The organism is Litorisediminicola beolgyonensis (assembly GCF_042679605.1).
In the GTDB taxonomy this organism is placed as follows: Bacteria; Pseudomonadota; Alphaproteobacteria; order Rhodobacterales; family Rhodobacteraceae; genus Litorisediminicola; species Litorisediminicola beolgyonensis.
On the sequence record NZ_JBHTMU010000024.1, the window covers coordinates 1 to 23,888 of the forward strand.

Here is a 23,888-nt window from a genome sequence, read left to right on the forward strand (position 1 = left end):
GAACTTGCTGCTGCTCATCATGGCCTCCTTGCCTCAAAATTAGCGAAGAAGGCGTCCACGATACACGGGGCTATTCACGACCGAGATCGACGGGATGCCTCCGGCGCAGCTCATCTGCTGAATTCCTTGCAATCCTGGCCCAGCGCGGCCAGCGTGCAGCCGTGGAACGGCTCCCGGTGAGAACCCCAAATAACGGCAAAGCAGGGGGCGCTGCCCCCTCTTGGCCTTCGGCCAATTCACCCCCGGCGGTATTTGGGAAAAAGAGAAGCTCAAGGGCGCGGCGCTCCTGAGGCTTCTTCTTTTTCCAAATACGCACCCCAACGCCGGCCACAGGCTCCGGCCCGTCGAGGGGTTGCGCGTCGGGTGAAACCCCGCTATCAGCGCGCGCATTCGCAATCCCGCAGGCGGGGGCGGGCGGATCGGGGGAGACATCCCCGGACGTCCACCGGTTGACCGAACGGTCTTCTCCCCGCCGAGGCGTAAACCGGAAAGGTAATACGGCATGGCTCTTCCCGAGTTCTCCATGCGCCAGCTCCTCGAAGCCGGCGTTCACTTCGGCCACCAGACGCAGCGTTGGAACCCCCGCATGGGCGAGTTCATCTACGGCGCGCGCAACGGCATCCACATCATGGACCTGACGCAGACCGTCCCGATGCTGGACGCGGCGCTCAACGCGATCCGCGAGACCGTCGCCAAGGGCGGCCGCGTGCTCTTCGTCGGCACCAAGCGCCAGGCGCAGCAGCCGGTCGCGGAAGCCGCAGAGAAATGCGCGCAGTACTACATGAACCACCGCTGGCTCGGTGGCACGCTGACCAACTGGCAGACCGTGTCGCAGTCGATCAACCGTCTCAAGTCGATCGACGAGCAGATGGAGCAGGGCGCCGAGGGCCTCACCAAGAAAGAGCGCCTGAACATGGAGCGTGACCAGCAGAAGCTGCAGGCCTCGCTCGGCGGCATCCGCGAGATGGGTGGCGTGCCCGACATGCTCTTCGTCATCGACGTCAAGAAAGAGCAGCTCGCCGTCGCCGAAGCCAACAAGCTCGGCATCCCGGTCGTGGCCGTGGTCGACACCAACTGCTCGCCCGAGGGCGTGGACTACATCATCCCCGGCAACGATGACGCGGCCCGTGCCATCGCGCTCTACTGCGACCTCGTCAGCCGCGCCGCGCTCGACGGCATGACCGCCCAGATGGGCGCTGCCGGCGTCGATCTCGGTGCGCTCGAAGAGGCGCCGGTCGAAGAGGCCGCCGCCGAAGAGGCTCCCGCCGAGGAAAAGGCCGAGGGCTGAGCCCATCGTCGCATCCGCGACATCAGCAGATGATATTTCCAGGGCTGCCCGCCGTCCGGGCGGCCCCGCAATCCAATCGAGGAGAACCACCATGGCGATTACAGCCGCACAGGTGAAAGAGCTGCGCGAGATGACCGGCGCAGGCATGATGGATGCCAAGAAAGCCCTGACCGAGAACGATGGCGACATGACCGCCGCCGTTGACTGGCTCCGCACCAAGGGCCTGGCCAAGGCCGCCAAGAAATCCGGCCGCACGGCCGCAGAGGGCCTCGTTGCCGTCAAGGTCGATGGCGGCACCGGCGTCGCGGTCGAGGTCAATGCCGAGACCGATTTCGTCGCCAAGAACGCCGAGTTCCAGGAGATGGTCGGCCAGATCGCGGATGCCGCGGTCGGCGTGGACAGCGTCGAGGCGCTGGCCGATGCCGAGGCCGGCGGCAAGAAGGTCTCCGAGCTGATCACCGACAAGATCGCCAAGATCGGCGAGAACATGACGCTGCGCCGGATGGCCAAGCTCTCGGGCGGTCAGGTCGTGTCCTACGTCCACAACGCCGCTACCGACGGCATGGGCAATATCGGCGTTCTGGTCGCGCTCTCGGGCGAGAACGAAGCGTTCGGTCGCCAGGTCGCGATGCATATCGCCGCCGTGAACCCCGCGTCGCTCTCCGAGGCCGATCTCGATCCGGCAGTGGTCGAGAAGGAGCGTCAGGTCCAGATCGACATCGCGCGCGAAAGCGGCAAGCCCGAGCAGGTCATCGAGAAGATGATCGAGGGCCGCATGAAGAAGTTCCTCGCCGAGGTGACGCTTCTCGGCCAGGCCTTCGTGATCGATCCCGACAAGACCGTGGCGCAGGCCGCCAAGGATGCCGGCGTCGAGATCACCGGCTATGTGCGCATGCAGGTTGGCGAAGGCATCGAGAAAGAGAAAGAGGATTTCGCGGCCGAGGTCGCGAAGGCCGCACAGGGCTGATCCTCCCGGATCGGGGCTTCGGCTTCGACAGAGAGATTGACCGATTTGAGAGCCGCCGGGGGTGCCCGGCGGCTCTTGTCGTGCTGGGCCAAACGATGACCGCAACGCGACAAAGGTTTTGTAAAAAAGGTCGGTCCGGATCGCTCATGCACGTGACAGAAGCGAGCCGGCCCTAGGATTGGCGCGTCTCGGTGGCCTCGCGAGAGGCTAAGACGCGCGTATCCCCACACAACAAGGGTGCCGAGGCCAGGACGCTCCGAAATTACGAAGGTCTGGCCCCGGCCGTTCCATGGCCTTGCGGCCATCACTCACGGAACGCGTGTAGAGTGTGACGGCATCGCACGTTTAGAAAGTAAGGGATTCCTGACCTTTGGGGGGATCGGGACCTGATTGTCGTTCATGCGTGATCAATCGGGCACGCAAAGAACGATCTCTAATTGTGCCCCGCAGAATGACTCAACCTGAGGATTATTTCTCGGGTTTGGGTTTCCCGCTCAAGCCGCCATCCTCGAGGCCGACGACGAACACCTGGTTGCGGAAGGTCGCCTTCACCACCGCCTGCGCGGTGCTGTCCACGTTCAGGGCTTGCCGCGCGAGCCGGAGGTGCTTCTCGACCGTCGCGGCGGTCAGGCCGGTGATCTGAGCGACGTCGCCGATGGTCTTGCCGTCGGCGACATATTCGAGGACCTCGCGCTGGCGCGCGGTCAGGCTTTGGTCGGCGGGCTCGTGCGGCAGGCTCAGGACCTTGAGATGCAGGAGGTTGTTGGCAAGCTCGATATCCTCGCCATGCTCCTCCCAGATCGCGTCGACCTCGTCCTGGGTCATCTCCGGTTTCGCCACGAGGCCGATCGCGCCCTTGGTGCGGCGCGACTGGCTGGGAAAGGAGATCGTGTACCCGGCGACGACACCGTGCTGCCGGTTGAACTCGTAGATGCGGCGCTCGGCGGGGCTGAGATCGTCCGCGGCGGCGCGGGCATGGAGGAGGCTCCACGAGGCGGCACCTTCGTGCTCGAGGGCCCAGCGCACCATCGGCGCATCCGCATAGAGACGCTGGTTCACGAAGGCCGAGGCGTAGTCGGGGCTGTGATTGGTCAGCATCAGGAAATCGCTCGGATCTCCGAGTGAATCGCCGTGCCGGAAGCGCGTGACGCCGTAGAGCATGCGGGTGAAGCCATAGCTGGCCATGCACTCCACATGCACCGCCCACAGCCCGTCCATGCTGTCGGCGGAATTGAGCGCAACCAGGAAATCCCGGACCAAGCGCCCTTACCGGTCGAGATGAGAAACGAGCGCGTCCATCGCCAGCGTGTAGCCGCGGGCTCCGAAGCCGCAGATGACGCCGACCGCGACGCGCGCGATATACGAAACATGGCGGAAGTCTTCGCGCGCATGCACGTTCGAGAGGTGCAGTTCGATCGCTGGCAGTTCGACCGAGGCGATCGCATCCATCAGCGCGATGGAGGTGTGCGTGTAGGCGCCCGCGTTCAGGATGATCCCGGCCGAGCGCCCCTTGGCGGCATGGATCGCATCGACCAGCGCACCCTCATGGTTGGATTGGTCGAAATCCAGGTCCACGCCCACCGTTTCGGCATGGGCGCGGCACATCGATTCGATGTCGGCGAGGGTGGTGCGGCCGTAAACCTCGGGCTGCCGAGTCCCTAAGAGGTTCAAATTAGGGCCGTTCAGAATCAGCAAACGCTGCATGGAACTTTCGTCAACCTAGTAAACCGGTGAAGCTGCCGATTTGAATACCACGCGCACGATTCGATAAACAGGGGGTGAGCCTCGAAATTCAGCCTATGGTGTAATCAGCACACGAAATAGGCGAAAGGCGCTGTCTCTCCACTAGGTCTAGACCAGCCGTGCAGTATCGACCGGCGATGCGACGATCACTTCGGTCTGCCATTCGCGGCACGCTCGCGACAGGTCCGGCGGCAAGGGCCGGTCGGTGAAGAGGGTGTCGATATCGGCGAGCGACGCGATGCGGGCCGGCGCCGTGCGCGAGAACTTGACGTGATCGGCGACCAGGAACGTCTTGCGCGATTGGCGCAGGATGGCCTGGCTGACACTGACTTCCTGAATGTCGAAATCCAGCATGTCGCCGTCACGGTCGAGCGCCGAGCAGCCGATCACCGCCAGATCGAACTTGAACTGGCGGATGGTCTCGGCCGCCAGGGCGCCCACCAGCCCGCCATCGGCCCGACGCAGCTGTCCGCCGGTCAGAATGAGGGTGCAGTCGGGATTGGCGACGAGGAGCGTGGCCACGTTCACGTTGTTGGTGACCACCATCAGGTCCTCGTGCTGCAGGAGCTCGCGGGCCACCGCTTCGGTCGAGGTGCCGATATTGAGGAAAACCGAGATGCCGTTCGGCACCCGCGCCGCACAGGCGCGGGCAATGGCGGCCTTGGCGTCGGCGCTCAGGTTGCGCCGTTCCTCGTAGCCGATATTGGTCGTCCCGGACGGGAGCACCGCGCCCCCATGAACGCGTTCAAGACGTCCGGCCTCGGCCAGATCGGTCAGATCCCGCCGGATCGTCTGCAAGGTCACGCCGAAATGCGCCGCCAGCCCCTCTACGGTCACTTTGCCTTCGCGCCGCGCGATCTCGAGAATCTCGGGATGCCGGAAGGTCTGGGACATGGGTGGAACGCCTCCTGACGGCGATTCGAACAAGAACGAACACACAATAGGCGAAAAACGCGCTCTTCCCCAAGGGAAACCGCTGGATTCATGCGGCGAGCGCAGCCTCGCTGGCGTCAGGACAGATGTTGAGTGGGCGGAAGCGTCTGGAAATACGCTTAAAAATAAAAACCGAACATAAACGCGCGCAATTCGATTGCGCATGGCTTCGCTTGGGGGGATACTTGGGTTCAAGAACGTCGAAAAGACGACCGGGGGAGGGGACCGCGTGGCGCAGGCCAGCGATCATCACATCAGCGATCTGTTCGTCATCGGAGGCGGCATCAACGGATGCGGTATCGCCCGTGACGCGGCGGGGCGCGGCCTGACGGTCACTCTCGCCGAGATGGACGATCTGGCCTCGGCGACCTCTTCTGCATCGACTAAACTATTTCACGGCGGATTGCGGTATCTCGAGTATTTCGAGTTCCGCCTTGTCCGCGAGGCCTTGATCGAGCGCGAAGTTCTGCTGCGCGCCATGCCGCATATCTCTTGGCCGATGCGCTTCGTGCTGCCGTATCATCGCGACATGCGCTTCGATGCCGAGACACCGACATCTCGGCTTCTAGGTGCGGTGATGCCGTGGATGCGGGGCCGTCGTCCGGCCTGGCTCATCCGGCTGGGGTTGTTCCTCTATGACCATCTCGGCGGACGGAAGATCCTGCCCGGCACCGCCACGCTGTCGCTGCCTGGCACCAAGGAAGGCGCGCCCCTGCAGTCACGCTTCGAGACCGCGTTCGAATATTCCGATTGCTGGGTCGAGGATTCGCGCCTCGTCGCACTCAATGCCCGCGATGCAGAGGCACGGGGTGCAGAGATCCTGACGCGAACGCGGGTCCTGTCGGCCCGCGTCGACGGCGGCATGTGGCATATCGAAACCGAGGATGCCGAGACCGGACAGCGTGACATGTTCCGGGCGAAGTTGCTCGTCAACGCGGGCGGTCCCTGGGTCGGGCGGCTTCTGCACGACACGATCGACAGCGAGGCCACGGATGGGGTTCGCCTCGTGCGTGGCAGTCATATCGTGACCAAGCGTCTCTTCGATCACGACAAGTGCTACTTTTTCCAAGGGACCGACGGGCGGATCATCTTCGCCATCCCGTATGAGCGGGATTTCACGCTGATTGGGACCACCGACAGCGACCATCCCGATCCCTCTGAGCGTCCGGTCTGCACGCCGGAAGAGCGCCGCTACCTCATCGACTTCGCTAATTCTTACCTCGCCGACCCGATCTCCGAGGAGGACATCGTCTGGACTTATTCGGGCGTGCGTCCGCTCTATGACGACGGCGCGTCGAGCGCGACGGCAGCGACCCGGGACTACACGCTGAAGATCGACGAAAGCGCAGGCGCGCCGATGCTGAACGTGTTCGGCGGCAAGATCACCACCTATCGCCGTTTGGCCGAGCACGCGCTCGACAAGATGGCCGCGCATGTGCCGACCAAGCGCGGGGCCTGGACCGCTGGCGTGGCGCTGCCGGGCGGAAATTTCGCCGTGACCGGCATCGAGGATCTCGTGGCGGATCTGTTGCGGGATTACGGATTTCTGAGCAATGACTGGGCGTTGCGGCTCGTGCGCGCCTACGGGACCGAAGCGGCCGAGATCCTCGGAGACGCGAAAACCGAAGCCGATCTCGGTCGAAGCTTCGGTGCGACCTTGACCGAGGCGGAAATCAAATGGCTCATGTCACGGGAGTTCGCGCGCACCGCGGAGGACGTGGTTTGGCGCCGCAGCAAACAGGGCCTGCGGCTCGACGCTGGCGAGATCGCCGAGATCGACCGGTTCATGGCGGCGGCACGCGACACGCGCCCGGAGGCGGCGGAATGACAGGGGAGAGGCAGCATGACGCTTGAGCTCAAAGGCGTATCGAAATCGGTCGACGGGCAGGTGCATATCCACCCGACCGATCTGACGCTTGAAGGCGGCACCATGAACGTGCTGCTCGGCCCGACGACCTCGGGGAAGACGTCGCTCATGCGGCTGATGGCCGGGCTCGACATGCCCACCAGCGGCACGATCCACTGGAAGGGCGAGGACGTGACCGGCCAGCGGGTGCAGGACCGCAAGGTGGCGATGGTCTACCAGCAGTTCATCAACTACCCGTCGATGACCGTCTACGACAACATCGCCTCGCCAATGCGGCTTCTGGGTCTCGGCAAGGACGAGATCGACCGCAAGGTCCGCGAGGCCGCCGACCTGATGCAGCTCTCGCCGATGCTCGACCGCAAGCCGCTGGAGCTTTCCGGAGGCCAGCAGCAGCGCTGCGCCCTGGCGCGCGCTCTGGTCAAGAACGCAGGTCTGGTGCTGCTCGACGAGCCGCTGGCGAACCTCGATTACAAGCTGCGCGAGGAGTTGCGCGCCGAGATCCCGCGCATCTTCGAGGAATCCGGCTCGATCTTCGTCTACGCGACCACCGAACCCGAGGAAGCGCTGCTCCTCGGCGGCAATTGCGCGACGCTCTGGGAGGGCCGCGTGACGCAGTTCGGCCCGACCGCCCGCGTCTACCGCCAGCCGAGCGACGCAACCACGGCGCGGGTCTTCTCGGATCCGCCGATGAACTTCCTGCGCCTGACCAAGCGCGGCGCGAGCTACACCACCGAGGGCGGCCAGAGCATCGACGCGGACCGCTTCGGACCCGAGGGCCTGAGCGATGGCGCCTATCTCGCGGGGTTCCGGCCCAACCACGTCTCGCTCGACGCGCATCGTCCCGGAGCCATCGGCTTCGACACCACGCTCTCGGTTACCGAGATCACCGGGTCGGAAACCTTCGTCCATCTCGATCACCACGGCCAGCGATGGGTCGGGCTGGTGCACGGCGTGCGCGATCTGAAACCGGGGCAGGGGCTGACCGTCTATCTCGACCCCGCGCATGTCTATCTCTTCTCCGAGGACGGCGCGCTCGTCGCCTCGGCCCCCTATGCGGAGGCCGCGTAATGGCGCAGATCACCCTCGACAATCTGGCCCATTCCTACCTGGCGAACCCGTCTGACGAGGGCGATTACGCGCTCAAGGAGCTGAACCACACCTGGCGCGACGGCGAGGCCTACGCGCTTCTGGGGCCGTCGGGCTGCGGGAAATCCACGCTTCTCAACATCATCTCGGGTCTTCTGATCCCGAGCCACGGCCGGGTGCTCTTTGGTGACACAGACGTTACGCGCCTGCCCACCGCCGAGCGCAACATCGCGCAGGTGTTCCAGTTCCCGGTGGTCTACGACACGATGACGGTGCGCGAGAACCTCGCATTTCCGCTCAAGAACCGCGGCATGGATGGCGCCGAGATCGCCCGCCGTGTCGGGCGCGTCGCCAAGATGATCGACGTGGAGGCGGTGCTCGACCGCAAGGCGCGCGGCCTCACGGCGGACGCCAAGCAGAAGATCAGCCTCGGGCGCGGCATGGTCCGCGAGGACGTCAACGCGCTTCTCTTCGACGAGCCGCTGACGGTGATCGACCCGCATATGAAATGGGAGCTTCGGACCCAGCTCAAGAAGCTCCATGCCGATTTCGGCCACACGATGATCTACGTCACCCATGACCAGACCGAGGCGCTGACCTTCGCCGACAAGGTCGTCGTGATGTTCGACGGGCGCGTCGTCCAGATCGGCACGCCGGAGGAGCTGTTCCAGACGCCCGAGCACACCTTCGTGGGCTATTTCATCGGCTCGCCCGGCATGAACGTCCTGCCGGCGCGGATCGAGGGCCGGACCGCGCATCTCGATGCCGGCAGCGTGCCGCTCGGCGCGGGCTACGGAGCGCTCTCGGGCAAGGTCGAGATCGGCGTCCGGCCGGAGTTTGTGTCGCTTTCGTCGACCGAGGGCCTACCGGTCGAGATCGTCCGCGTCGAAGACGTTGGCCGCCACAAGATCATCCGCGCGAAGCTTTCGGGCAAAGCGCTTAACATCATTGCCGACGAGGGCACCGAGATCGGCGCGGACATGACCCGCGTCACCTTCGATCCCGATCACGTCAACGTCTATGCCGACGACTGGCGCGTCGCGCCCTCCGGAGCGCACGCGACGGGAGAGGCGGCATGAGACACGATCTCCTCAAGACCCGAACCGGAGGTTTCCGCTGATGGACAAGACCGTCAACCAGAAGGCCTGGTTCCTCGTGCTGCCGGTCCTCGTGCTCGTGGCATTCTCGGCGGTGATCCCGCTGATGACCGTGGTCAACTACTCCGTCCAGGACACCTTCGGGAACAACCAGTTCTTCTGGGCCGGGCTCGAATGGTTCGAGGAGATGCTCGAGGACGAGCGGATGTGGAACGCGCTCCAGCGCCAGCTCCTTTTCTCGGCCATCATCCTCGCCATCGAGGTGCCGCTGGGCATCTTCGTGGCGCTCAACATGCCGAAATCGGGGTTCTGGTCGTCCTTCTGCCTCGTCCTGATGTCGCTGCCGCTCCTGATCCCCTGGAACGTGGTCGGCACGATCTGGCAGATCTTCGGCCGCGTCGATATCGGGCTTCTGGGCTACACGCTCGACGCGCTCGGCATCTCCTACAACTACACGCAGGACACGCTTGCGGCCTGGGCCACGATCATCGTGATGGATGTCTGGCACTGGACCTCGCTCGTGGCGCTTCTGGCCTATGCGGGTCTCAAGTCGATCCCGGACGCCTATTACCAGGCCGCCAAGATCGACCAGGCCTCGCGCTGGAAGGTGTTCCGCTTCATCGAACTGCCCAAGATGATGGGCGTGTTGATGATCGCGATCCTCCTGCGCTTCATGGACAGCTTCATGATCTACACCGAGCCTTTCGTCGTGACCGGAGGCGGGCCGGGCAACGCCACCACGCTTCTCTCCATCGACCTCGTGAAAATGGCTCTGGGACAGTTCGACCTCGGACCGGCGGCGGCGTTCTCGCTGATGTATTTCCTCGTAATCCTGCTGATCTCCTGGGTGTTCTACACCGTGATGGTCAATCTCGACAAAAAGGGCATGTGAGCATGAGCCTGCGCGACCGTCCGAACGAGACAGCCATGATCCGAGGGCAGGGGGCCCAACCACCTGCCCCGGTCCCCGCCCAAACGACGACCGTCCGGAGGATTGACGGATGACCGAAGCGACCACGGATACCATTCCCGAGAGCCTCGCGGCCGAGGGCAGCAACCGCCGCCGCCGCGTCCGGGTGAACTCGAGCGCCGTCGTGATGACGCTCTACCTCGTGTTCCTGCTCTTGCCGATCTACTGGCTCCTGAACATGAGCTTCAAGACGAACACCGAGATCCTCAACAGCTTCACGCTCTTTCCGTCGAACTTCACGCTCGCCAATTACGCCACCATCTTCAGCGATCCGGCCTGGTACATGGGCTATGTGAATTCGCTGATCTATGTGGTGATGAACACGGTGATCTCGCTCGCGGTGGCGCTGCCCGCGGCCTACGCGTTCTCGCGCTACCATTTCATGGGCGACAAGCACCTGTTCTTCTGGCTCCTGACCAACCGCATGGCGCCTCCGGCGGTCTTCGCGCTGCCGTTCTTCCAGCTCTACTCGTCGGTCGGGCTCTTCGACACGCATATCGCGGTGGCGCTGGCGCATTGTCTCTTCAACGTGCCGCTGGCGGTCTGGATCCTCGAGGGCTTCATGCGCGGCGTGCCGAAGGAGATCGACGAGACCGCCTATATCGACGGCTACAGCTTCGGCGCGTTCTTCGTGAAGATCTTCATGCCCCTGATCGCGAGCGGCATCGGCGTCGCCGCCTTCTTCTGCTTCATGTTCTCCTGGGTGGAGCTTCTCCTGTCGCGCACGCTGACCACGGTCGACGCGAAACCCATCGCCGCGATCATGACCCGGACCCAAGGCGCCGCGGGCATCGACTGGGGCGTCTTGGCCGCGGCGGGCGTCCTGACCATCGTGCCTGGCGCGCTCGTGATCTACTTCGTGCGCAACTACATCGCCAAGGGCTTCGCCCTGGGACGGGTGTGATCATGAGATCGCTGGCCCTCATCGGACTGGTCGCCTCGGGCGCCTCGGCGACAGAGCATAACGTACCGCCCTCGCATGATCTGGTCTGCAACGAAAACGGATACGTTCTGACCCTTCGCGAGGGTCGTTTCGCGGGACGTCCTTTGTATCTCGGCAATGCCTGTGATGCGTTTCATGCGCCTTCCGGAGACGGGAATTGGTGCTGGGGCAACGGCAGCGTGTCCGTGGAGTTCTCGGGACAGGCATATTCGTTTTCCGGCATGGAGTTGGCTTGCGAGACACGCGCGTCGGCTGCGCCCTCCGGGTCGGGCTGCGGCTGCCACACCGATCCGCTTCCGAGCTGGAGGCAGTGAGGTGCTGTTAATTTTATTAAAAAGACTTGGGAGGTTTTTATGAGTAAATTGCTTGCAGGATTTCTGATGGCCGCGCTTGCCACGCCAGCGGTTGCGCAGAACATCGTTGTTCCGGCGGATCGCGCTTGGTCCGAATCCGGTTGTCTCGTGAAAGGGCTCGATCCGAACGGCGATGGATTTCTCGCCCTGCGTGCCGGACCGGGGACCAACTACGCGCAGATCGGCAGTCTCCACAATGGCGACGCCGCCTACATCTACGGCGGTCGCGGCAAATGGCTCTATGTCGAGAACGGCTCGATGAACGGTCGCGAGGCGAAGTTTCGCGGCTGGATCTACAACGCCTGGTGCGAGTTCTATCCGTGATGTTGCGGTTTTCTTTTCTTCTGTCCGTCCGTCACTCCATCGGTTTGAAGAGAGTTTTGCAAAAGAGAGTTCGCGAGCATATCTTCATTGGTCGATATCATTTCCAACGAGCGCAGCTATGGAAGCTAACACCATGCTAAAAATTTCGATTTACGACGTTGAATGTTTTGAACGTTTCTTCGACAGCGCATCGCACCAAGAAGAAACAGTCCCGATCGATGGGATACAACTCGTTAATGTCGCGGCTTCTGCGTGGATTGAAGTTCACAGCAAAATTCGAACCATCAACTTTGTCTATCCAGGTGGACGTGAGTTGGTTTTGAAATTCCGCGAGCAGGAAGAGTTTCTCGACACTTGTGAGAAACTTGGGAGGAACGTGTAAAATGGCATGGATGGCCTGGACCTGGCCCACGGCGGCCTTCTTCCTCATCATCGCGGCGCTGCTCGTGGTCTTCACGGTGCTCGCGATCCGGTATCCCGAAACCCCGCGTGTCGGCGTCCTCAGGATCGAGACGACGCGCGGCGACCGGCTCTTCATCACTCTTCTCGGCTCGGCCTTCATCAATCTGGCCTGGCTTGGATTGGTCGGCGCCAACCAACCGGTTGCGCTGATCCTCTGCCTGATCTTTGCCGCGGCGGTGTTCCGCTGGGTGTAGATCGGGGACGCTCGGCGGCGTTCCGGGTGCAAGGGTCACAGAACCCGCACCGGCGCCGCCTCAAGACACCAACAAGTTCGTTCAACGGGAGGTACCTCATGAACTTGACCCTGAAATCAACCACATCGCTGGCCATGGTGCTGTCGGTGCTGGGCACCGGCGCCTTCGCCGGCATGGAGGAGGCGACCGCCTTCCTCGATGCCGAGATCGGCGACATGTCGGCGCTCACCCGCGAAGAGCAGGAAGCCGAGATGCAGTGGTTCGTCGATGCCGCGCAGCCCTTTGCCGGTATGGAGATCAAGGTCGTCTCCGAGACGATCACCACCCACGAATACGAAAGCCAGGTGCTTGCACCGGCCTTCAGCGCCATCACCGGCATCCAGGTCACCCATGACCTGATCGGCGAAGGCGACGTGGTCGAGAAGCTCCAGACCCAGATGCAGTCCGGCGAGAACATCTACGACGGCTACATCAACGACAGCGACCTGATCGGCACGCATTGGCGCTACCAGCAGGCGCGCAACCTGACCGACTGGATGGCGGGCGAGGGGGCTGACGTCACCAATCCCGGGCTCGACCTCGAGGATTTCATCGGCCTGAGCTTCACCACCGGCCCGGACGGCAAGGTCTACCAGCTGCCCGACCAGCAGTTCGCGAACCTCTACTGGTTTCGCTACGACTGGTTCAACGACGAGAAGAACCAGGCCGACTTCAAGGAAGCCTATGGCTACGATCTCGGCGTTCCGGTCAACTGGTCGGCCTACGAGGACATCGCCGAGTTCTTCACCGGCCGCGACCTCAGCCATCTCGGTGTCGAGGGCGAGGTCTTCGGCAACATGGACTATGGCAAGAAGGACCCGTCGCTCGGCTGGCGCTACACCGACGCGTGGATGTCGATGGCCGGCATGGGCGATGTGGGTGAACCGAACGGCCTTCCGGTCGACGAATGGGGCATCCGGGTGAACGAGAACAGCCAGCCCACCGGCTCCTGCGTGGCCCGTGGCGGTGCGACCAACTCTCCGGCGGCGGTCTACGCCGTGACCAAGGCCATCGAATGGCTTGAGAAGTATTCGCCGCCCGCAGCCGCAGGCATGACCTTCTCCGAAGCCGGCCCGATCCCGGCGCAGGGCAACGTCGCGCAGCAGATGTTCTGGTACACCGCCTTCACCGCCGCCACGGTCGAGCCCGACCTGCCGGTGATGAACGAGGACGGCACGCCCAAGTGGCGCATGGCGCCGAGCCCGCATGGCGTCTACTGGAAGGAAGGCCAGAAGGTCGGCTACCAGGACGCAGGCTCATGGACGCTGATGGAATCGACCCCGGTCGATCGGGCCAAGGCGGCCTGGCTCTACGCCCAGTTCGTCACCTCGAAGACCGTGGACGTGAAGAAGAGCCATGTCGGCCTGACCTTCATCCGCGAGTCGACGATCCAGCACGAGAGCTTCACCGAGCGCGCCGACAAGCTGGGCGGCCTGGTGGAATTCTACCGGTCTCCGGCCCGCGTCCAGTGGTCGCCGACCGGCACCAACGTGCCGGATTACCCGAAGCTCGCGCAGCTTTGGTGGCAGAACATCGGTGACGCCATGTCCGGCGCCAAGACCCCGCAGGAAGCGCTGGACGCGCTCTGTGCCGACCAGGAGTCGGTTCTGGAGCGTCTCGAGCGTGCGGGCATCCAGGGCGATATCGGTCCGGTCATGAACGAGGAGCAGGACGCGCAGTACTGGTTCGACCAGCCCGGCGCGCCGTATGCCAAGATCGAGAACGAGGACGAAGAGCCCAAGACCGTCAGCTATGACGAGCTGATCAAGTCCTGGCAGTAAGCGACTGAGTTTGCGCTAGAAACACGACCGGAGCCTCTCGGGGCTCCGGTTTTTTCGTGGCCGGTCGGTGTGGCGATCCGTCAGGGGATCGAGAATGGCGGGCGTCGGGGCCGTTTTGCGTATTTGGAAAAAGAAGAAGCCTGGTGGGTTGGTGCTTTGGTCGACTGGTGTGCTCATCTGGTAATTACATAATACTGATTATGAGATAACCGGGTGCGTCTCGCCCCGGGTATCCGGACCGGTCTCCTGCGCCACTTCCGCGATCTGCCCGCGCAGCCATTGGTGCATCGGAGCGCGATGCGTGCGCTCGGTCCAAAACAGATGCACTTCGAGATCCGCCTCCACCGGACATGGCACGACCGCGATGACCGGCCCGAAGCTCTGGGCGATGCGTGACGGCACGGTCGCGATCAAATCCGTGCCTTCGATCAGCCGCGGCAGATGCGCCGGGCTTGGCACCTCGATCACCGTGTTCGGTTCGTGACCCATTTCGGCGACCGCCTGGACGATCCGCGACCGCCAGCTCACGCCGTAATTCACCACCGCCTGGGGCCAGCCGAGAAACGTCTTGAGATCGATCTCCGAGCCCGCCAGCGGATGATCCTCGGCCATCACGATCACATGCACGTCGCGCAGCAGCACGCGTCCGAAAAAGCCGGTCTCCTGCAACCGGATCGGCCCGATCAGCAGCTCGCTCTCGCCGCGGTCGAGCTGCTCCTTGCCGCGCACCGCCGACGAGATCACCTTGAGCCGGATGCCCGGCGCATCGCGGCGCAGCCGCCGCACCAGCCCCGGCAAGAGCGTCACGCGCTCATAATAGTTGCAGGACAGTACGATCTCGTCTTCCGCGGCCCACGGATCGAACTCGGTCGGCGCCGACAAGGCGCTGAATTCGTCGATCATGCGCGCCGCCGTGGCGACGATCTCCTGGCAGCGGTCGGTCGCCACGATCCCGGCGCCCTGGCGCACGAAAAGCGGATCGCCGAACACCTTGCGCAGGCGGTCGACCGTGTAGCTGACGGAGCTTTGCGTGACCTCCAGCGCCTCGGCCGCGCGGCTGAACGAGCCATAGGACAGCACGAGTTGCAGCACCCGGAGCGCGGCGAAATCCACCGACATCGGATCGTGTTTCTTCATGCCATCCCGATCGACAGTTTCGATGGAGCTTACAAATAGCATCGCTTTGCCAAATGTCCCAGCGCGGTCTACCTCTGTGGCCAAGGGAGACCACACATGACCACAGCGACCGCCGCCCGCACCGCGCCCGTCGACGATCAGACGACGATCCGCGACCTGACGCTCGACCCCTACCCGATCTACACGAAGTTTCGCAAAGAAACGCCTGTTATTACGGTGAAATCTGCCGGTCGCACGCTGCTGACCAAGGCCGAGGACACGAAATACGTCAAGGACAACCCCGAGCTCTTCTCGTCCGACGATCCGAACACGCCCATGAAGCGCGCCTTCCGGGCGCATACGCTGATGCGCAAGGATGGTGACGAGCACCGGGCCGAACGGCACGCGATGGCCTCGGCCTTCGGCGGGCGCGCGATCAAGCAGAACTGGGAGGAGACCTACACGAAGATCGCCGAGGAGTATGTGGCCCGCCTGCCCCGCGGCGAAACCGTCGATCTGTTCCCGGCGCTCGCCGGTCCCTTCGCCGCGCGCTGTCTCACGCATCTCCTCGGGATCACCGAGGCGAGCGACGAGGAGATGCAGCGCTGGTCGCAGGTGCTGATCGACGGCGCCGGCAATTTCGGTTGGAGCGAAGATCTCTTCGCGCCTTGCGACGCCGCCAATGACGAGATGGACGTGCTCTTCGACCGCGCCTCCGACCAGCACCGGGCCGAGCCCAATGCCTCGGCGCTTTCGGTGATGGTCAATGCGGACGATCCGATCCCAACGAGCCAGATCTACGCGAACATTAAGATCGCCATCGGCGGCGGGATCAACGAGCCGCGCGACGCGCTACTGACCATTCTCTACGGTCTTCTGACCAATCCCGATCAGCTCGAGGCCGCCAAGCGCGACGCGATGTGGTCGCAGGCCTTCGAGGAAGGCGTCCGCTGGGTCGCGCCCATCCAGGCCTCTTCGCGGCTCGTCACCGAGGATACCGAGATCCGCGGTATCCAAATTCCCAAGGGCGATACGGTGATGACCATCCAGGCCTCGGCCAACTGGGACGAGGACGTCGTCGAGAACGGGCATCTCTTCAATATCTTCCGCGAGCGCATCGACCACCAGAGCTTCGGCAACGGTCCGCATTTCTGCCAGGGAAAGCATGTCGCGCGCCGGATGATCGCCAATATCATGCTGCCGATGCTCTTCGACCGGTTTCCGAACATGAGTTTGGAAGCACCTGAAGAGGTTCAGTTTTACGGGTTCGGGTTCCGCGGTCCGCGGAACCTTCCTGTGACGCTGAACTGATCGCTTGCGACACCGAGTCTATCGGTTATAGCTTATCATCAATCCGGTCGGAGGAGGCCGGACCTAGGGAGGACACATGATCAAGAGAACATTCCTGCGCTCGGCCGCAGCTGCCGCGCTCGCCCTCGGGATGATCCCCGGCGCCCTGTCGGCGCAAGAGATCACCCTGCGCCTGCACCAGTTCCTGCCGCCCCCGGCGACCGTTCCCGCGCATATCCTGAAGCCCTGGGCGACCCGGGTCGAGGAGGCCTCCGGCGGCAAGGTGAAGATCGAGCATTACGACGCGATGTCGCTCGGCGGCACGCCTCCGAGCCTCTACGACCAGGCGGTCGACGGCGTCGCGGATATCGTGATGACGGTCGTCGGCTACACCCCGGGCCGCTTCCCGAAGACCGAGGTTTTCGAGCTGCCCTTCATGATGACCGACCCGGTCGCCACCGCGAAGGCGTTCCAGGAACTGGTCGAGACCGAGCTTCAGGCCGGCGAGTACAGCGACACGCATGTGCTGGGCGCATGGGTTCACGGCCCCGGCGTGATCCACACCGAGAACGGCGTCAACACGCTCGAGGACATGGAAGGCCTCAAGATGCGCGGCCCGACCCGCGTCATCACCAACCTCCTGAAGGAACTCGGCGCGACCCCGGTCGGGATGCCCCTGCCCGCGATCCCCGAGGCGCTTTCCAAGGGCGTGGTCGACGGGACAGTGATCCCGTGGGAGGTGACGCCCGCGATCAAGCTGGCCGATCTGGTGACCAACCACACCGAGTTCGGGGGCGACGAGTCGCTCTACACCGCCACGATCATCATGACGATGAACAAGGCGCGCTACGACAGCCTGCCCGACGACGTGAAAGCCGCGATCGACGGCGAGAGCGGCATGAAGCTCGCCGAGTTCGCCGCGCAGGTCATGTATGACTACGACAAGCCGGGCCGCGATATCGCCGAGGCGGCGGGCAACACCATCGTGACGCTCCCGCCCGAGGAAGTCGCTCGTTGGAAGGAAAAAGCCCAGCCCGTGATCGCCACTTGGGTCGAAGAGATGAACGCCAATGGTGTCGACGGCCAGGCGCTGATCGACCAGGCCAAGGCGCTGATCGAAAAACATGGCGGCTGACCTCCTCTGCTCGCCATGAACCGGCCGCCGGACGACTGACCCGTCCGGCGGCCATTTCTTTTCGGGGCAGAGGCATGCGCGCTCGGTCCCGATCCTGCTCAACAGGAGCCGCCGATGTCTGCCCTGCCCCCGCCTGCCCTCGCCCATGTCTGCGACCTGACCGTCGATCTCGCCCCGATCCGGGACATGGGACAGGGTCGCGCCGGGGATCGGCGGATTTTCCAGATCATCGGGGGCACGGTGACGGGCCCGCGGCTCAACGGGCGCATCCTCAATCTCGGGGCCGATTGGCAGACCATCTGGCCGAGCGGCGTGGCCGAGCTCGATACGCGCTACGCGATCGAGACCGAGGATGGCGTCACCATCGAGATTCGGAACTACGGTTACCGCCACGGCCCCGCCGAGGTGATCGCGGCCATCGCCGCGGGCGAAGAGGTCGATCCGTCGCGCTATTACATGCGCACGCAGGCCCGGCTCGAGGCCGGCGACGCGCGTTACGACTGGGTCAATCGCACGCTCTTCGTGGGAACCGGCGCCCGGCGCCATGGCCGGGTGCTGGTCTCGCTTTTCGCGGTGGAATGATCCCGCGGGTCAGGCGACCTCGGGCATCTTGAGGCCAAGGATCTCGCGCGCCTGCTGCCAGGTCGCGACCGGGCGCTCGTATTTCTCGCAGATCGACACCGTCCTTTTTACCAGCGCCGCGTTCGAGGGCGCGAGGGTTTCCTTGTCGAGGCGGATATTGTCTTCCAGCCCGGTGCGGGTGTGGCCGCCGCGCGAGATGCACCATTCGTTAACCTGCGCCTGCGCCGCGCCGATCCCGGCACCGCACCAGAGCGCGTTCGGGGCCAGACGGTGCAGGGTCTCGATGTAGAAATCGAAGATCCGCTCGTCGACCGGCATGGCGTTCTTCACACCCATCACGAACTGGACGTAGAGCGGCGAGGCGATCTTGCCCGCGTCGGCCATGCGCGTGGCCTGGACGATATGAGACAGATCAAAGGCTTCGATCTCAGGCTTCACATCGTGTTTGAGCATTTCCTCGGAGAGCCAGGCGACCAGATCCGGCGGGTTCTCGTAGACCCGGGTCGGGAAGTTGTTCGATCCGACCGAGAGCGAGGCCATGTCCGGCTTGAGCGGCAGCATGCCGCCCCGCGCCTGCCCCGCGCCCGAGCGACCGCCGGTCGAAAGCTGCACGATCATGCCCGGGCAATGCGTTTCGATACCCTCCTTGAGCCGCGCGAAGCGCTCGGGGTCGGAGGTCGGTTTGCCCTCGTCGTCGCGCACGTGGCAATGCGCGATGGTGGCGCCCGCCTCGAAGCTTTCCTGAACCGATTCAACCTGTTCCGCGACGGTCACCGGGACTGCGGGATTGTCGGTCTTGGTCGGGACCGAGCCCGTGATGGCCACGCAGATGATGCAGGGATTGCTCATATGTCACCTTTGCTTTTGTCTGTAAGCGCTTGAAAAAGCGCATGGGACGGCCGGAGCCGCCCCGAAATCCATGTCATTCTACCGAATATTTCGCTGCGACACATCGGTTCAGAGATCGAGGAACACGGTCTCGCCGTCGCCCTGAAGGCGGATGTCGAAGCGATAGGCTCCGTCACCGGTCTTCTTTGCGATGAGCGTCTCGACCCGGTGGCGCTGCTCGATCCGGCCCAGGAGCGGGTCGTCGTCGTTCTCTTCGTCCTCGAAATAGATCCGCGTGCTGAGGCCAATATTGATGCCGCGCGCGACGATCCAGAGGCTGATATGAGGCGCCTGCATCCGGCCATCGCGGGTGGTCACCGGGCCCGGCTTCACGGTTCTCAGCGTGAACTCGCCGCTCTCGGCATCGGCGGCGAAGCGGCAATAGCCCGAGACGTTCGGGTCGGCCCCGTCCTGCCCCGCGAAACGTCCCTCCGCGTCCGGCTGCCAGCTTTCCAGCATGGCGTCGCGCAGCGCCCAGCCGGTGCCGTCGAAGACCGAGCCGGTGATGTTGACGATCTCGCCCTTGGCCCCGTCGGAGATGGGCGACAGGCCCAGATCCTCGGGGTAGACCTCGATCCCGGAAAAGCGCGGGATGCAACCGATATGGACATAGGGACCCGCGGTTTGCGACGGGGTTTCCTGCAAGGTTTCAAGTGCTTGGACCATGTCTTTCACATCCCTTCGAGCTTGTTCTCGAACATGGTCTGGCGGCGGCCGCGCAGCACGATGTCGAACTTGTAGGCGAGGAAATCGAGCGGACGCGCGGCGCTCATGTCGAGCGGCGCGACCAGTCGGTCGATCTGGCCGTGATCCTTGATCGTCTTCACGATCGGGCAGCGCGCGATCAGCGGATCGCCCTCGAAATACATCTGGCTGATAAGCCGCTGTCCGAAGCTGTGCCCGAAAATCGAGAAGTGGATATGCATGGGCCGCCAGTCGTTCCCACGGTTCGGCCAGGGATAGGCGCCGGGGCGGATGGTAAGGAACTGGTAAGTGCCGCGCTCGTCGGTCAGCGTCCGTCCGCAGCCGCCGAAATTCGGATCGAGCGGCGCGAGGTAATTGTCTTTCTTGTGGCGATACCGGCCCCCGGCATTCGCCTGCCAGATCTCGACCAGCGTGTTCGGCACCGGGCGGGCGTTCTCGTCCAGAACGCGGCCATGCACGAGGATGCGCTCGCCGACGGCCGGGCTCTCGCCGCGGGTGAAATTCAGGATCAGGTTGTTGTCGAGCGGCCCGATCAGCCCGTGCCCGAAGCGCGGGCCGGTTTCCTCGGACGGGGTCGATTCCATCGACAGGAGCGGCAGGTTGGGCGAGCGGGTGACCGAGGTCTTGTAGCCCGGGTCGTAAGGGTCGGGATGGATCTCGCGATTGCGCGGGATCAGGGCACCGAGGTCACTCATCGTTCGTCTCCATCTCGGCGAAGGTCTCTTTGGCGAGTTTCAGCGCGTGGTTGGCGCGCGGCACACCGGCATAGATCGCGACATGCTGGAACACCTCCATCACGTCCTCCTTGCTGGCGCCGGTCCGCGCGGTGGCGCGAATGTGCATCGGTATTTCCTCGAAATTGCCGCAAGCCGCGAGCAGCGCGAGGGTCAGCATCGAGCGTTCGCGGCGGCTGATCCGGTCGGACGCCCAGACCGTCCCCCAGGCACCTTCCGTGATCAGGCTCTGGAACGGCTCGTCGAAGGCGGTCTTTTTCGCTTCGGCGCGGTCGACATGGGCGTCGCCCAACACGCTGCGACGCACCGACATGCCGGTGTCGTATCGATCTGTCATGGGTCCTCCTCAGTCCCTTCCGGGAGATGAGGCTCACACTGGCATGGCTTTCTGCAGATTTGAATTATAAGATGATGCAAACGACATAACCTATAGGTTATACTTGCTCGACCCTGCCCTCAGCCTTCGCCAAGTCCGCGTCTTCCTCGAGATCGCCCGCCTCGGCAGCCTCAGCGCGGCTGCGGATACGCTCAACGTCTCCCAGCCTGCGGTCTCGAAGACCCTGAAAGACCTCGAGGATCTTCTGGGCACAGCGCTTTTCGACCGGACCGGGCGTGGCATGGTGCTGACCCGTGCCGGGCGGCTCTTCCAGCGTCACTCCGGAGCCGCGGTGGTCGATCTGGAGAAAGCGCAGGATCTGGTGCGCGGCGGACGGGGACGCGGCTCGCGGCTGGCGATCGGCCTCTTGCCGACAGTCGCCACCGATATCGCGCCACGGGCCGCCCTGGCCTTTCGGCAACGCTTTCCCGACACGGTGCTGCGGCTCTCGACCGGCCCCAACTGGATGCTGCGCGCCCAGCTTCTCGAAGGTGCGCTCGACATGGTCGTGGGGCGGATGGCGGCGGCGGAGCTCATGGAGGGGCTGTCCTTCCGGCAGCTCTATACCGACCGGATCGTCGCCGTCGTGCGCCCCGGCCATCCGCTCATTGGCAATCGCGACCCCTCCGCGCTTGCAACCGTTCCGCTGATGCTGCCGCCCGCTGGAGCGGTGATCGCGGCGACGGTGAGGGCCTTTCTCCTGCGCTCGGGCCTTCAGGCCGAAGAGCCCGCCTTCGAGACCGTCTCGCTCGCCTTCGGGCGCAAGGTGGTGATGCTCTCCGACACCGTCTGGTTCATCTCGCAAGGCGTGATCGCGGATGAGCTGGCGGCGGGCTCGCTCGCCACGCTCGACGTAGGCGACCCGCTCTTGGCCGGCCCGGTCGGCATCTCGATGCGCGACCAGGCGGTGATCGGCCCGGATCTCGCCGGGCTGATCGAGGCGTTCGAGATGGCCGCCGGGGAGGCTCAGAAAAACGCCTGAAGCCCCGTCTGCGCGCGCCCGAGGATGAGCGCGTGGACGTCATGCGTGCCCTCGTAGGTGTTCACGGTCTCGAGGTTCACCATGTGGCGGATCACCTGGAACTCGGCCGAGATGCCGTTGCCGCCATGCATGTCGCGGGCCATGCGCGCGATGTCGAGCGCCTTGCCGCAATTGTTGCGCTTGATGAGCGAGATCATCTCGGGCGCGGCGCGGGCCTCGTCCATCAGCCGCCCGACGCGGAGACAGGCCTGAAGACCGAGTGTGATCTCGGTCTGCATGTCCGCGAGCTTCTTCTGGAAGAGCTGCGTCTGCGCGATCGGCCGCCCGAACTGGGTGCGATCGAGCCCGTATTGACGTGCGCCGTGCCAGCAGAACTCCGCCGCGCCCATGACGCCCCAGGCGATGCCGTAGCGGGCACGGTTGAGGCAGCCGAACGGGCCCTTGAGGCCCGAGACATGCGGCAGAAGCGCGTCCTCGCCAACCTCGACCCCGTCCATCACGATCTCGCCGGTGACCGATGCCCTGAGCGACAGTTTCTGCGCGATCTTGGGCGCGGACAGTCCTTTCATGCCCTTCTCGAGCACAAAGCCCCGGATTTTGCCGTCATGCGCCTCGGACTTGGCCCAGACGACGAAGACATCGGCGATGGGGCTGTTCGAGATCCACATCTTGGAGCCGGAAATCCGGTAGCCGCCGTCGGTCTTGACCGCGCGCGTCTTCATGCCCGCGGGATCGGAGCCCGCATCGGGCTCGGTCAGGCCGAAACAGCCGATCCACTCGCCGGAGGCGAGCTTCGGGAGATATTTCTGGCGCTGCTCCTCGGTGCCGTAGGCGTAGATCGGATACATGACGAGCGAGCTCTGCACCGACATCATCGACCGGTAGCCGGAATCGACCCGCTCGATCTCGCGCGCGACGAGGCCGTAAGAGACGTAATTGCCGCCGAGCCCGCCATATTCCTCGGGGATGGTCGTGCCGAGAAGCCCCATCTTGCCCATCTCGGCGAAGATCTCGGGATCGACGGTTTCGTTGAGATAGGCCTCGGTCACCCGCGGCTGCAGCTTTTCCTGCGCATAGGCGCGGGCGCTGTCGGCGATCATGCGCTCGTCTTCCTCGAGCTGGTCGCTCAGGCGGAAGGGATCCTCCCAGTCGAAGCGCCCGAGATCCGGGGCGTCCTTGGGCTTGAGGGAGGGTTTGGGGTGGCTCATCTCGGTCATGGCGGCGGTCCTTTGGCACGTGTCGCGCTAGGATAGACCGGCCCGGGCAGGATGGAAAACCGTGTTCTCCATTGCGCAGGCACGCGCCCCCTGCCCCCGCGCGCCCCGAGGCTTGCCAGAGCGTTGCGGAAGGACTAGGGGCGGGCGCATGGATCTCGCCTTCTTCGTCACCGCCTTCGCGACGCTCTTCGTGATCATGGACCCGATCGGGGTCACGCCGATCTTCATCGCGCTCACCCGCGGCGAGGACGACGCGCACCGCCGTGCCGTGGCCATTCGCGGCTGCGTGGTGGCCGCCGTGGTTCTTTCGCTCTTCGCGTTCCTGGGCGAGGAGCTTCTCGGCACGATTGGCATCGGCATGCCCGCGTTCCGGATCGCGGGCGGCGTGGTCTTGTTCCTGACCGCGCTCGACATGCTCTTCGAGCGCCGCACCAAGCGGCGCAGCAGCAGCGCCGAGGCCGACGAGGACAAGCCCGATCCGTCGGTCTTTCCCATCGCGATCCCGCTTCTGGCCGGGCCCGGCTCGATCACCTCGATCATCCTTCTGAGCGGTCAGGGCGACGGCTGGCTCGACACGCTGGCGGTGCTCGGGGTGATGGCGCTCGTGCTCGTGATCGCGCTGGCGCTTCTGCTCACGGCAGGTCCGATCGAGCGCGGCCTCGGCGTCACCGGCATCACCGTCGTCACCCGGCTTCTGGGCATGATCCTCGCCGCGCTGTCGGTTCAGTTCGTCATCGACGGGCTCCTGGCCTCGGGTCTTTATCCCTGACGCCTTCCGCCCCGGCACCTCCGGCCCTATCTTGAAGGGGTGACGAC

At 64.2% G+C, this 23,888-nt stretch carries 26 protein-coding genes; 17 read left to right on the plus strand and 9 right to left on the minus strand.

The window, feature by feature from the left end; translation table 11 throughout:
• From ACFQ4E_RS13140 to tsf, 3 genes are all read left to right on the plus strand, one after another.
• Window positions 1-180: hypothetical protein (locus ACFQ4E_RS13140; protein WP_386804274.1), on the plus strand; the 180-nt coding region annotated here is incomplete at its 5' end.
• 322 nt (window positions 181-502) lie between these two features.
• On the plus strand, window positions 503-1,288 hold the full coding sequence (rpsB, locus tag ACFQ4E_RS13145; RefSeq protein ID WP_386804276.1) for a 30S ribosomal protein S2: 786 nt from the start codon (window positions 503-505) through the stop codon (window positions 1,286-1,288).
• Between the two features lie 91 nt (window positions 1,289-1,379).
• Complete coding sequence (gene tsf / locus ACFQ4E_RS13150; RefSeq protein WP_386804278.1) at window positions 1,380-2,255, plus strand: translation elongation factor Ts; 876 nt, start codon at window positions 1,380-1,382, stop codon at window positions 2,253-2,255.
• A 468-nt stretch (window positions 2,256-2,723) separates the two neighbouring features.
• On the opposite strand, the gene ACFQ4E_RS13155 is transcribed toward tsf, so the two are convergent.
• The 3 genes from ACFQ4E_RS13155 to ACFQ4E_RS13165 all read right to left on the minus strand — a co-directional run bounded on the left by ACFQ4E_RS13155 (window position 2,724) and on the right by ACFQ4E_RS13165 (window position 4,892).
• Window positions 2,724-3,515 (minus strand): LuxR family transcriptional regulator, encoded by a 792-nt coding sequence (locus ACFQ4E_RS13155; protein ID WP_386804280.1) that lies wholly within the window; start codon window positions 3,513-3,515, stop codon window positions 2,724-2,726.
• A 6-nt stretch (window positions 3,516-3,521) separates the two neighbouring features.
• Complete coding sequence (gene aroQ / locus ACFQ4E_RS13160) at window positions 3,522-3,959, minus strand: type II 3-dehydroquinate dehydratase (protein ID WP_386804282.1); 438 nt, start codon at window positions 3,957-3,959, stop codon at window positions 3,522-3,524.
• 147 nt (window positions 3,960-4,106) lie between these two features.
• The gene (locus tag ACFQ4E_RS13165) at window positions 4,107-4,892 is read right to left on the minus strand and encodes a DeoR/GlpR family DNA-binding transcription regulator (RefSeq protein ID WP_386804283.1); all 786 of its coding nucleotides are present in this window, start codon (window positions 4,890-4,892) and stop codon (window positions 4,107-4,109) included.
• 268 nt (window positions 4,893-5,160) lie between these two features.
• Here ACFQ4E_RS13165 and glpD point away from each other — a divergent pair, with 268 nt between their 5' ends.
• The 9 genes from glpD to ACFQ4E_RS13210 all read left to right on the plus strand — a co-directional run bounded on the left by glpD (window position 5,161) and on the right by ACFQ4E_RS13210 (window position 14,047).
• On the plus strand, window positions 5,161-6,759 hold the full coding sequence (gene glpD, locus ACFQ4E_RS13170) for a glycerol-3-phosphate dehydrogenase (RefSeq protein ID WP_386804285.1): 1,599 nt from the start codon (window positions 5,161-5,163) through the stop codon (window positions 6,757-6,759).
• A gap of 15 nt (window positions 6,760-6,774) precedes the next feature.
• Entirely contained in the window at window positions 6,775-7,866 is a 1,092-nt protein-coding gene (locus ACFQ4E_RS13175) for an ABC transporter ATP-binding protein (protein ID WP_386804287.1), read from the plus strand.
• The gene (locus ACFQ4E_RS13180; protein ID WP_386804289.1) at window positions 7,866-8,963 is read left to right on the plus strand and encodes an ABC transporter ATP-binding protein; all 1,098 of its coding nucleotides are present in this window, start codon (window positions 7,866-7,868) and stop codon (window positions 8,961-8,963) included. Before ACFQ4E_RS13175 ends, ACFQ4E_RS13180 begins: the two co-directional genes overlap by 1 nt.
• Before the next feature lie 40 nt (window positions 8,964-9,003).
• Window positions 9,004-9,873, plus strand: a complete 870-nt coding sequence (locus ACFQ4E_RS13185) for a carbohydrate ABC transporter permease (protein WP_386804291.1) — start codon at window positions 9,004-9,006, stop codon at window positions 9,871-9,873.
• A 109-nt stretch (window positions 9,874-9,982) separates the two neighbouring features.
• The gene (locus ACFQ4E_RS13190; RefSeq protein WP_386804293.1) at window positions 9,983-10,855 is read left to right on the plus strand and encodes a carbohydrate ABC transporter permease; all 873 of its coding nucleotides are present in this window, start codon (window positions 9,983-9,985) and stop codon (window positions 10,853-10,855) included.
• A gap of 419 nt (window positions 10,856-11,274) precedes the next feature.
• Window positions 11,275-11,571, plus strand: coding sequence for an SH3 domain-containing protein (locus ACFQ4E_RS13195; protein WP_386804295.1), 297 nt, complete (start codon window positions 11,275-11,277; stop codon window positions 11,569-11,571).
• A gap of 118 nt (window positions 11,572-11,689) precedes the next feature.
• Window positions 11,690-11,953 (plus strand): hypothetical protein, encoded by a 264-nt coding sequence (locus ACFQ4E_RS13200; protein WP_386804297.1) that lies wholly within the window; start codon window positions 11,690-11,692, stop codon window positions 11,951-11,953.
• Between the two features lies 1 nt (window position 11,954).
• The gene (locus tag ACFQ4E_RS13205; RefSeq protein ID WP_386804298.1) at window positions 11,955-12,227 is read left to right on the plus strand and encodes a DUF2160 domain-containing protein; all 273 of its coding nucleotides are present in this window, start codon (window positions 11,955-11,957) and stop codon (window positions 12,225-12,227) included.
• Window positions 12,228-12,325: 98 nt separating this feature from the next.
• Window positions 12,326-14,047 (plus strand): ABC transporter substrate-binding protein, encoded by a 1,722-nt coding sequence (locus ACFQ4E_RS13210; protein ID WP_386804300.1) that lies wholly within the window; start codon window positions 12,326-12,328, stop codon window positions 14,045-14,047.
• Window positions 14,048-14,245: 198 nt separating this feature from the next.
• Here ACFQ4E_RS13210 and ACFQ4E_RS13215 read toward each other — a convergent pair whose 3' ends face one another.
• Window positions 14,246-15,184: a LysR family transcriptional regulator gene (locus ACFQ4E_RS13215; protein WP_386804302.1), complete on the minus strand. Its 939-nt coding sequence runs from the start codon at window positions 15,182-15,184 to the stop codon at window positions 14,246-14,248.
• 96 nt (window positions 15,185-15,280) lie between these two features.
• On the opposite strand from ACFQ4E_RS13215, the gene ACFQ4E_RS13220 reads away from it, so the two are divergent.
• The 3 genes from ACFQ4E_RS13220 to ACFQ4E_RS13230 all read left to right on the plus strand — a co-directional run bounded on the left by ACFQ4E_RS13220 (window position 15,281) and on the right by ACFQ4E_RS13230 (window position 18,170).
• Window positions 15,281-16,474 carry a cytochrome P450 gene (locus ACFQ4E_RS13220; protein WP_386804304.1) on the plus strand — a complete coding sequence of 398 codons (1,194 nt, stop codon included), beginning with the start codon at window positions 15,281-15,283 and terminating at the stop codon, window positions 16,472-16,474.
• A gap of 76 nt (window positions 16,475-16,550) precedes the next feature.
• A complete protein-coding gene (locus ACFQ4E_RS13225; protein ID WP_386804306.1) occupies window positions 16,551-17,588 on the plus strand; it encodes a TRAP transporter substrate-binding protein in 1,038 nt (345 codons plus the stop codon).
• 114 nt (window positions 17,589-17,702) lie between these two features.
• Complete coding sequence (locus ACFQ4E_RS13230) at window positions 17,703-18,170, plus strand: DUF3237 domain-containing protein (RefSeq protein ID WP_386804308.1); 468 nt, start codon at window positions 17,703-17,705, stop codon at window positions 18,168-18,170.
• Between the two features lie 9 nt (window positions 18,171-18,179).
• Here ACFQ4E_RS13230 and ACFQ4E_RS13235 read toward each other — a convergent pair whose 3' ends face one another.
• From ACFQ4E_RS13235 to pcaC, 4 genes are all read right to left on the minus strand, one after another.
• Window positions 18,180-19,019: a BKACE family enzyme gene (locus ACFQ4E_RS13235; RefSeq protein WP_386804310.1), complete on the minus strand. Its 840-nt coding sequence runs from the start codon at window positions 19,017-19,019 to the stop codon at window positions 18,180-18,182.
• 108 nt (window positions 19,020-19,127) lie between these two features.
• Entirely contained in the window at window positions 19,128-19,724 is a 597-nt protein-coding gene (pcaG, locus tag ACFQ4E_RS13240; RefSeq protein ID WP_386804312.1) for a protocatechuate 3,4-dioxygenase subunit alpha, read from the minus strand.
• A gap of 5 nt (window positions 19,725-19,729) precedes the next feature.
• Window positions 19,730-20,458, minus strand: coding sequence for a protocatechuate 3,4-dioxygenase subunit beta (gene pcaH, locus ACFQ4E_RS13245; RefSeq protein ID WP_386804313.1), 729 nt, complete (start codon window positions 20,456-20,458; stop codon window positions 19,730-19,732).
• The gene (gene pcaC, locus ACFQ4E_RS13250; RefSeq protein ID WP_386804315.1) at window positions 20,451-20,834 is read right to left on the minus strand and encodes a 4-carboxymuconolactone decarboxylase; all 384 of its coding nucleotides are present in this window, start codon (window positions 20,832-20,834) and stop codon (window positions 20,451-20,453) included. The genes pcaH and pcaC overlap by 8 nt, the downstream gene beginning before the upstream one ends.
• A 103-nt stretch (window positions 20,835-20,937) precedes the next feature.
• On the opposite strand from pcaC, the gene ACFQ4E_RS13255 reads away from it, so the two are divergent.
• On the plus strand, window positions 20,938-21,855 hold the full coding sequence (locus ACFQ4E_RS13255; protein ID WP_386804317.1) for a LysR substrate-binding domain-containing protein: 918 nt from the start codon (window positions 20,938-20,940) through the stop codon (window positions 21,853-21,855).
• Here the strand turns inward: ACFQ4E_RS13255 and ACFQ4E_RS13260 are convergent.
• Window positions 21,840-23,063 (minus strand): acyl-CoA dehydrogenase, encoded by a 1,224-nt coding sequence (locus ACFQ4E_RS13260; RefSeq protein ID WP_386804379.1) that lies wholly within the window; start codon window positions 23,061-23,063, stop codon window positions 21,840-21,842. The genes ACFQ4E_RS13255 and ACFQ4E_RS13260 overlap by 16 nt on opposite strands.
• Window positions 23,064-23,220: 157 nt before the next feature.
• Between ACFQ4E_RS13260 and ACFQ4E_RS13265 the strand changes: the two genes are divergently transcribed.
• Window positions 23,221-23,841 carry a MarC family protein gene (locus ACFQ4E_RS13265; protein WP_386804318.1) on the plus strand — a complete coding sequence of 207 codons (621 nt, stop codon included), beginning with the start codon at window positions 23,221-23,223 and terminating at the stop codon, window positions 23,839-23,841.
• Window positions 23,842-23,888 lie beyond the last annotated feature (47 nt).

Coding starts and splice junctions, on each gene's coding strand:
- aroQ (WP_386804282.1), bottom strand. CDS start 3,959: ATGCAGCGTTTGCTGATTCTGAACGGCCCTAATTTGAACCTCTTAGGG.
- ACFQ4E_RS13265 (WP_386804318.1), top strand. CDS start 23,221: ATGGATCTCGCCTTCTTCGTCACCGCCTTCGCGACGCTCTTCGTGATC.
- pcaG (WP_386804312.1), bottom strand. CDS start 19,724: ATGGTCCAAGCACTTGAAACCTTGCAGGAAACCCCGTCGCAAACCGCG.
- ACFQ4E_RS13180 (WP_386804289.1), top strand. CDS start 7,866: ATGGCGCAGATCACCCTCGACAATCTGGCCCATTCCTACCTGGCGAAC.
- ACFQ4E_RS13215 (WP_386804302.1), bottom strand. CDS start 15,184: ATGAAGAAACACGATCCGATGTCGGTGGATTTCGCCGCGCTCCGGGTG.
- pcaH (WP_386804313.1), bottom strand. CDS start 20,458: ATGAGTGACCTCGGTGCCCTGATCCCGCGCAATCGCGAGATCCATCCC.
- ACFQ4E_RS13195 (WP_386804295.1), top strand. CDS start 11,275: ATGGCCGCGCTTGCCACGCCAGCGGTTGCGCAGAACATCGTTGTTCCG.
- ACFQ4E_RS13185 (WP_386804291.1), top strand. CDS start 9,004: ATGGACAAGACCGTCAACCAGAAGGCCTGGTTCCTCGTGCTGCCGGTC.
- pcaC (WP_386804315.1), bottom strand. CDS start 20,834: ATGACAGATCGATACGACACCGGCATGTCGGTGCGTCGCAGCGTGTTG.
- ACFQ4E_RS13200 (WP_386804297.1), top strand. CDS start 11,690: ATGGAAGCTAACACCATGCTAAAAATTTCGATTTACGACGTTGAATGT.
- ACFQ4E_RS13210 (WP_386804300.1), top strand. CDS start 12,326: ATGAACTTGACCCTGAAATCAACCACATCGCTGGCCATGGTGCTGTCG.
- rpsB (WP_386804276.1), top strand. CDS start 503: ATGGCTCTTCCCGAGTTCTCCATGCGCCAGCTCCTCGAAGCCGGCGTT.
- ACFQ4E_RS13205 (WP_386804298.1), top strand. CDS start 11,955: ATGGCATGGATGGCCTGGACCTGGCCCACGGCGGCCTTCTTCCTCATC.
- ACFQ4E_RS13190 (WP_386804293.1), top strand. CDS start 9,983: ATGACCGAAGCGACCACGGATACCATTCCCGAGAGCCTCGCGGCCGAG.
- ACFQ4E_RS13220 (WP_386804304.1), top strand. CDS start 15,281: ATGACCACAGCGACCGCCGCCCGCACCGCGCCCGTCGACGATCAGACG.
- ACFQ4E_RS13260 (WP_386804379.1), bottom strand. CDS start 23,063: ATGAGCCACCCCAAACCCTCCCTCAAGCCCAAGGACGCCCCGGATCTC.
- tsf (WP_386804278.1), top strand. CDS start 1,380: ATGGCGATTACAGCCGCACAGGTGAAAGAGCTGCGCGAGATGACCGGC.
- ACFQ4E_RS13235 (WP_386804310.1), bottom strand. CDS start 19,019: ATGAGCAATCCCTGCATCATCTGCGTGGCCATCACGGGCTCGGTCCCG.
- ACFQ4E_RS13175 (WP_386804287.1), top strand. CDS start 6,775: ATGACGCTTGAGCTCAAAGGCGTATCGAAATCGGTCGACGGGCAGGTG.
- ACFQ4E_RS13165 (WP_386804283.1), bottom strand. CDS start 4,892: ATGTCCCAGACCTTCCGGCATCCCGAGATTCTCGAGATCGCGCGGCGC.
- ACFQ4E_RS13225 (WP_386804306.1), top strand. CDS start 16,551: ATGATCAAGAGAACATTCCTGCGCTCGGCCGCAGCTGCCGCGCTCGCC.
- ACFQ4E_RS13230 (WP_386804308.1), top strand. CDS start 17,703: ATGTCTGCCCTGCCCCCGCCTGCCCTCGCCCATGTCTGCGACCTGACC.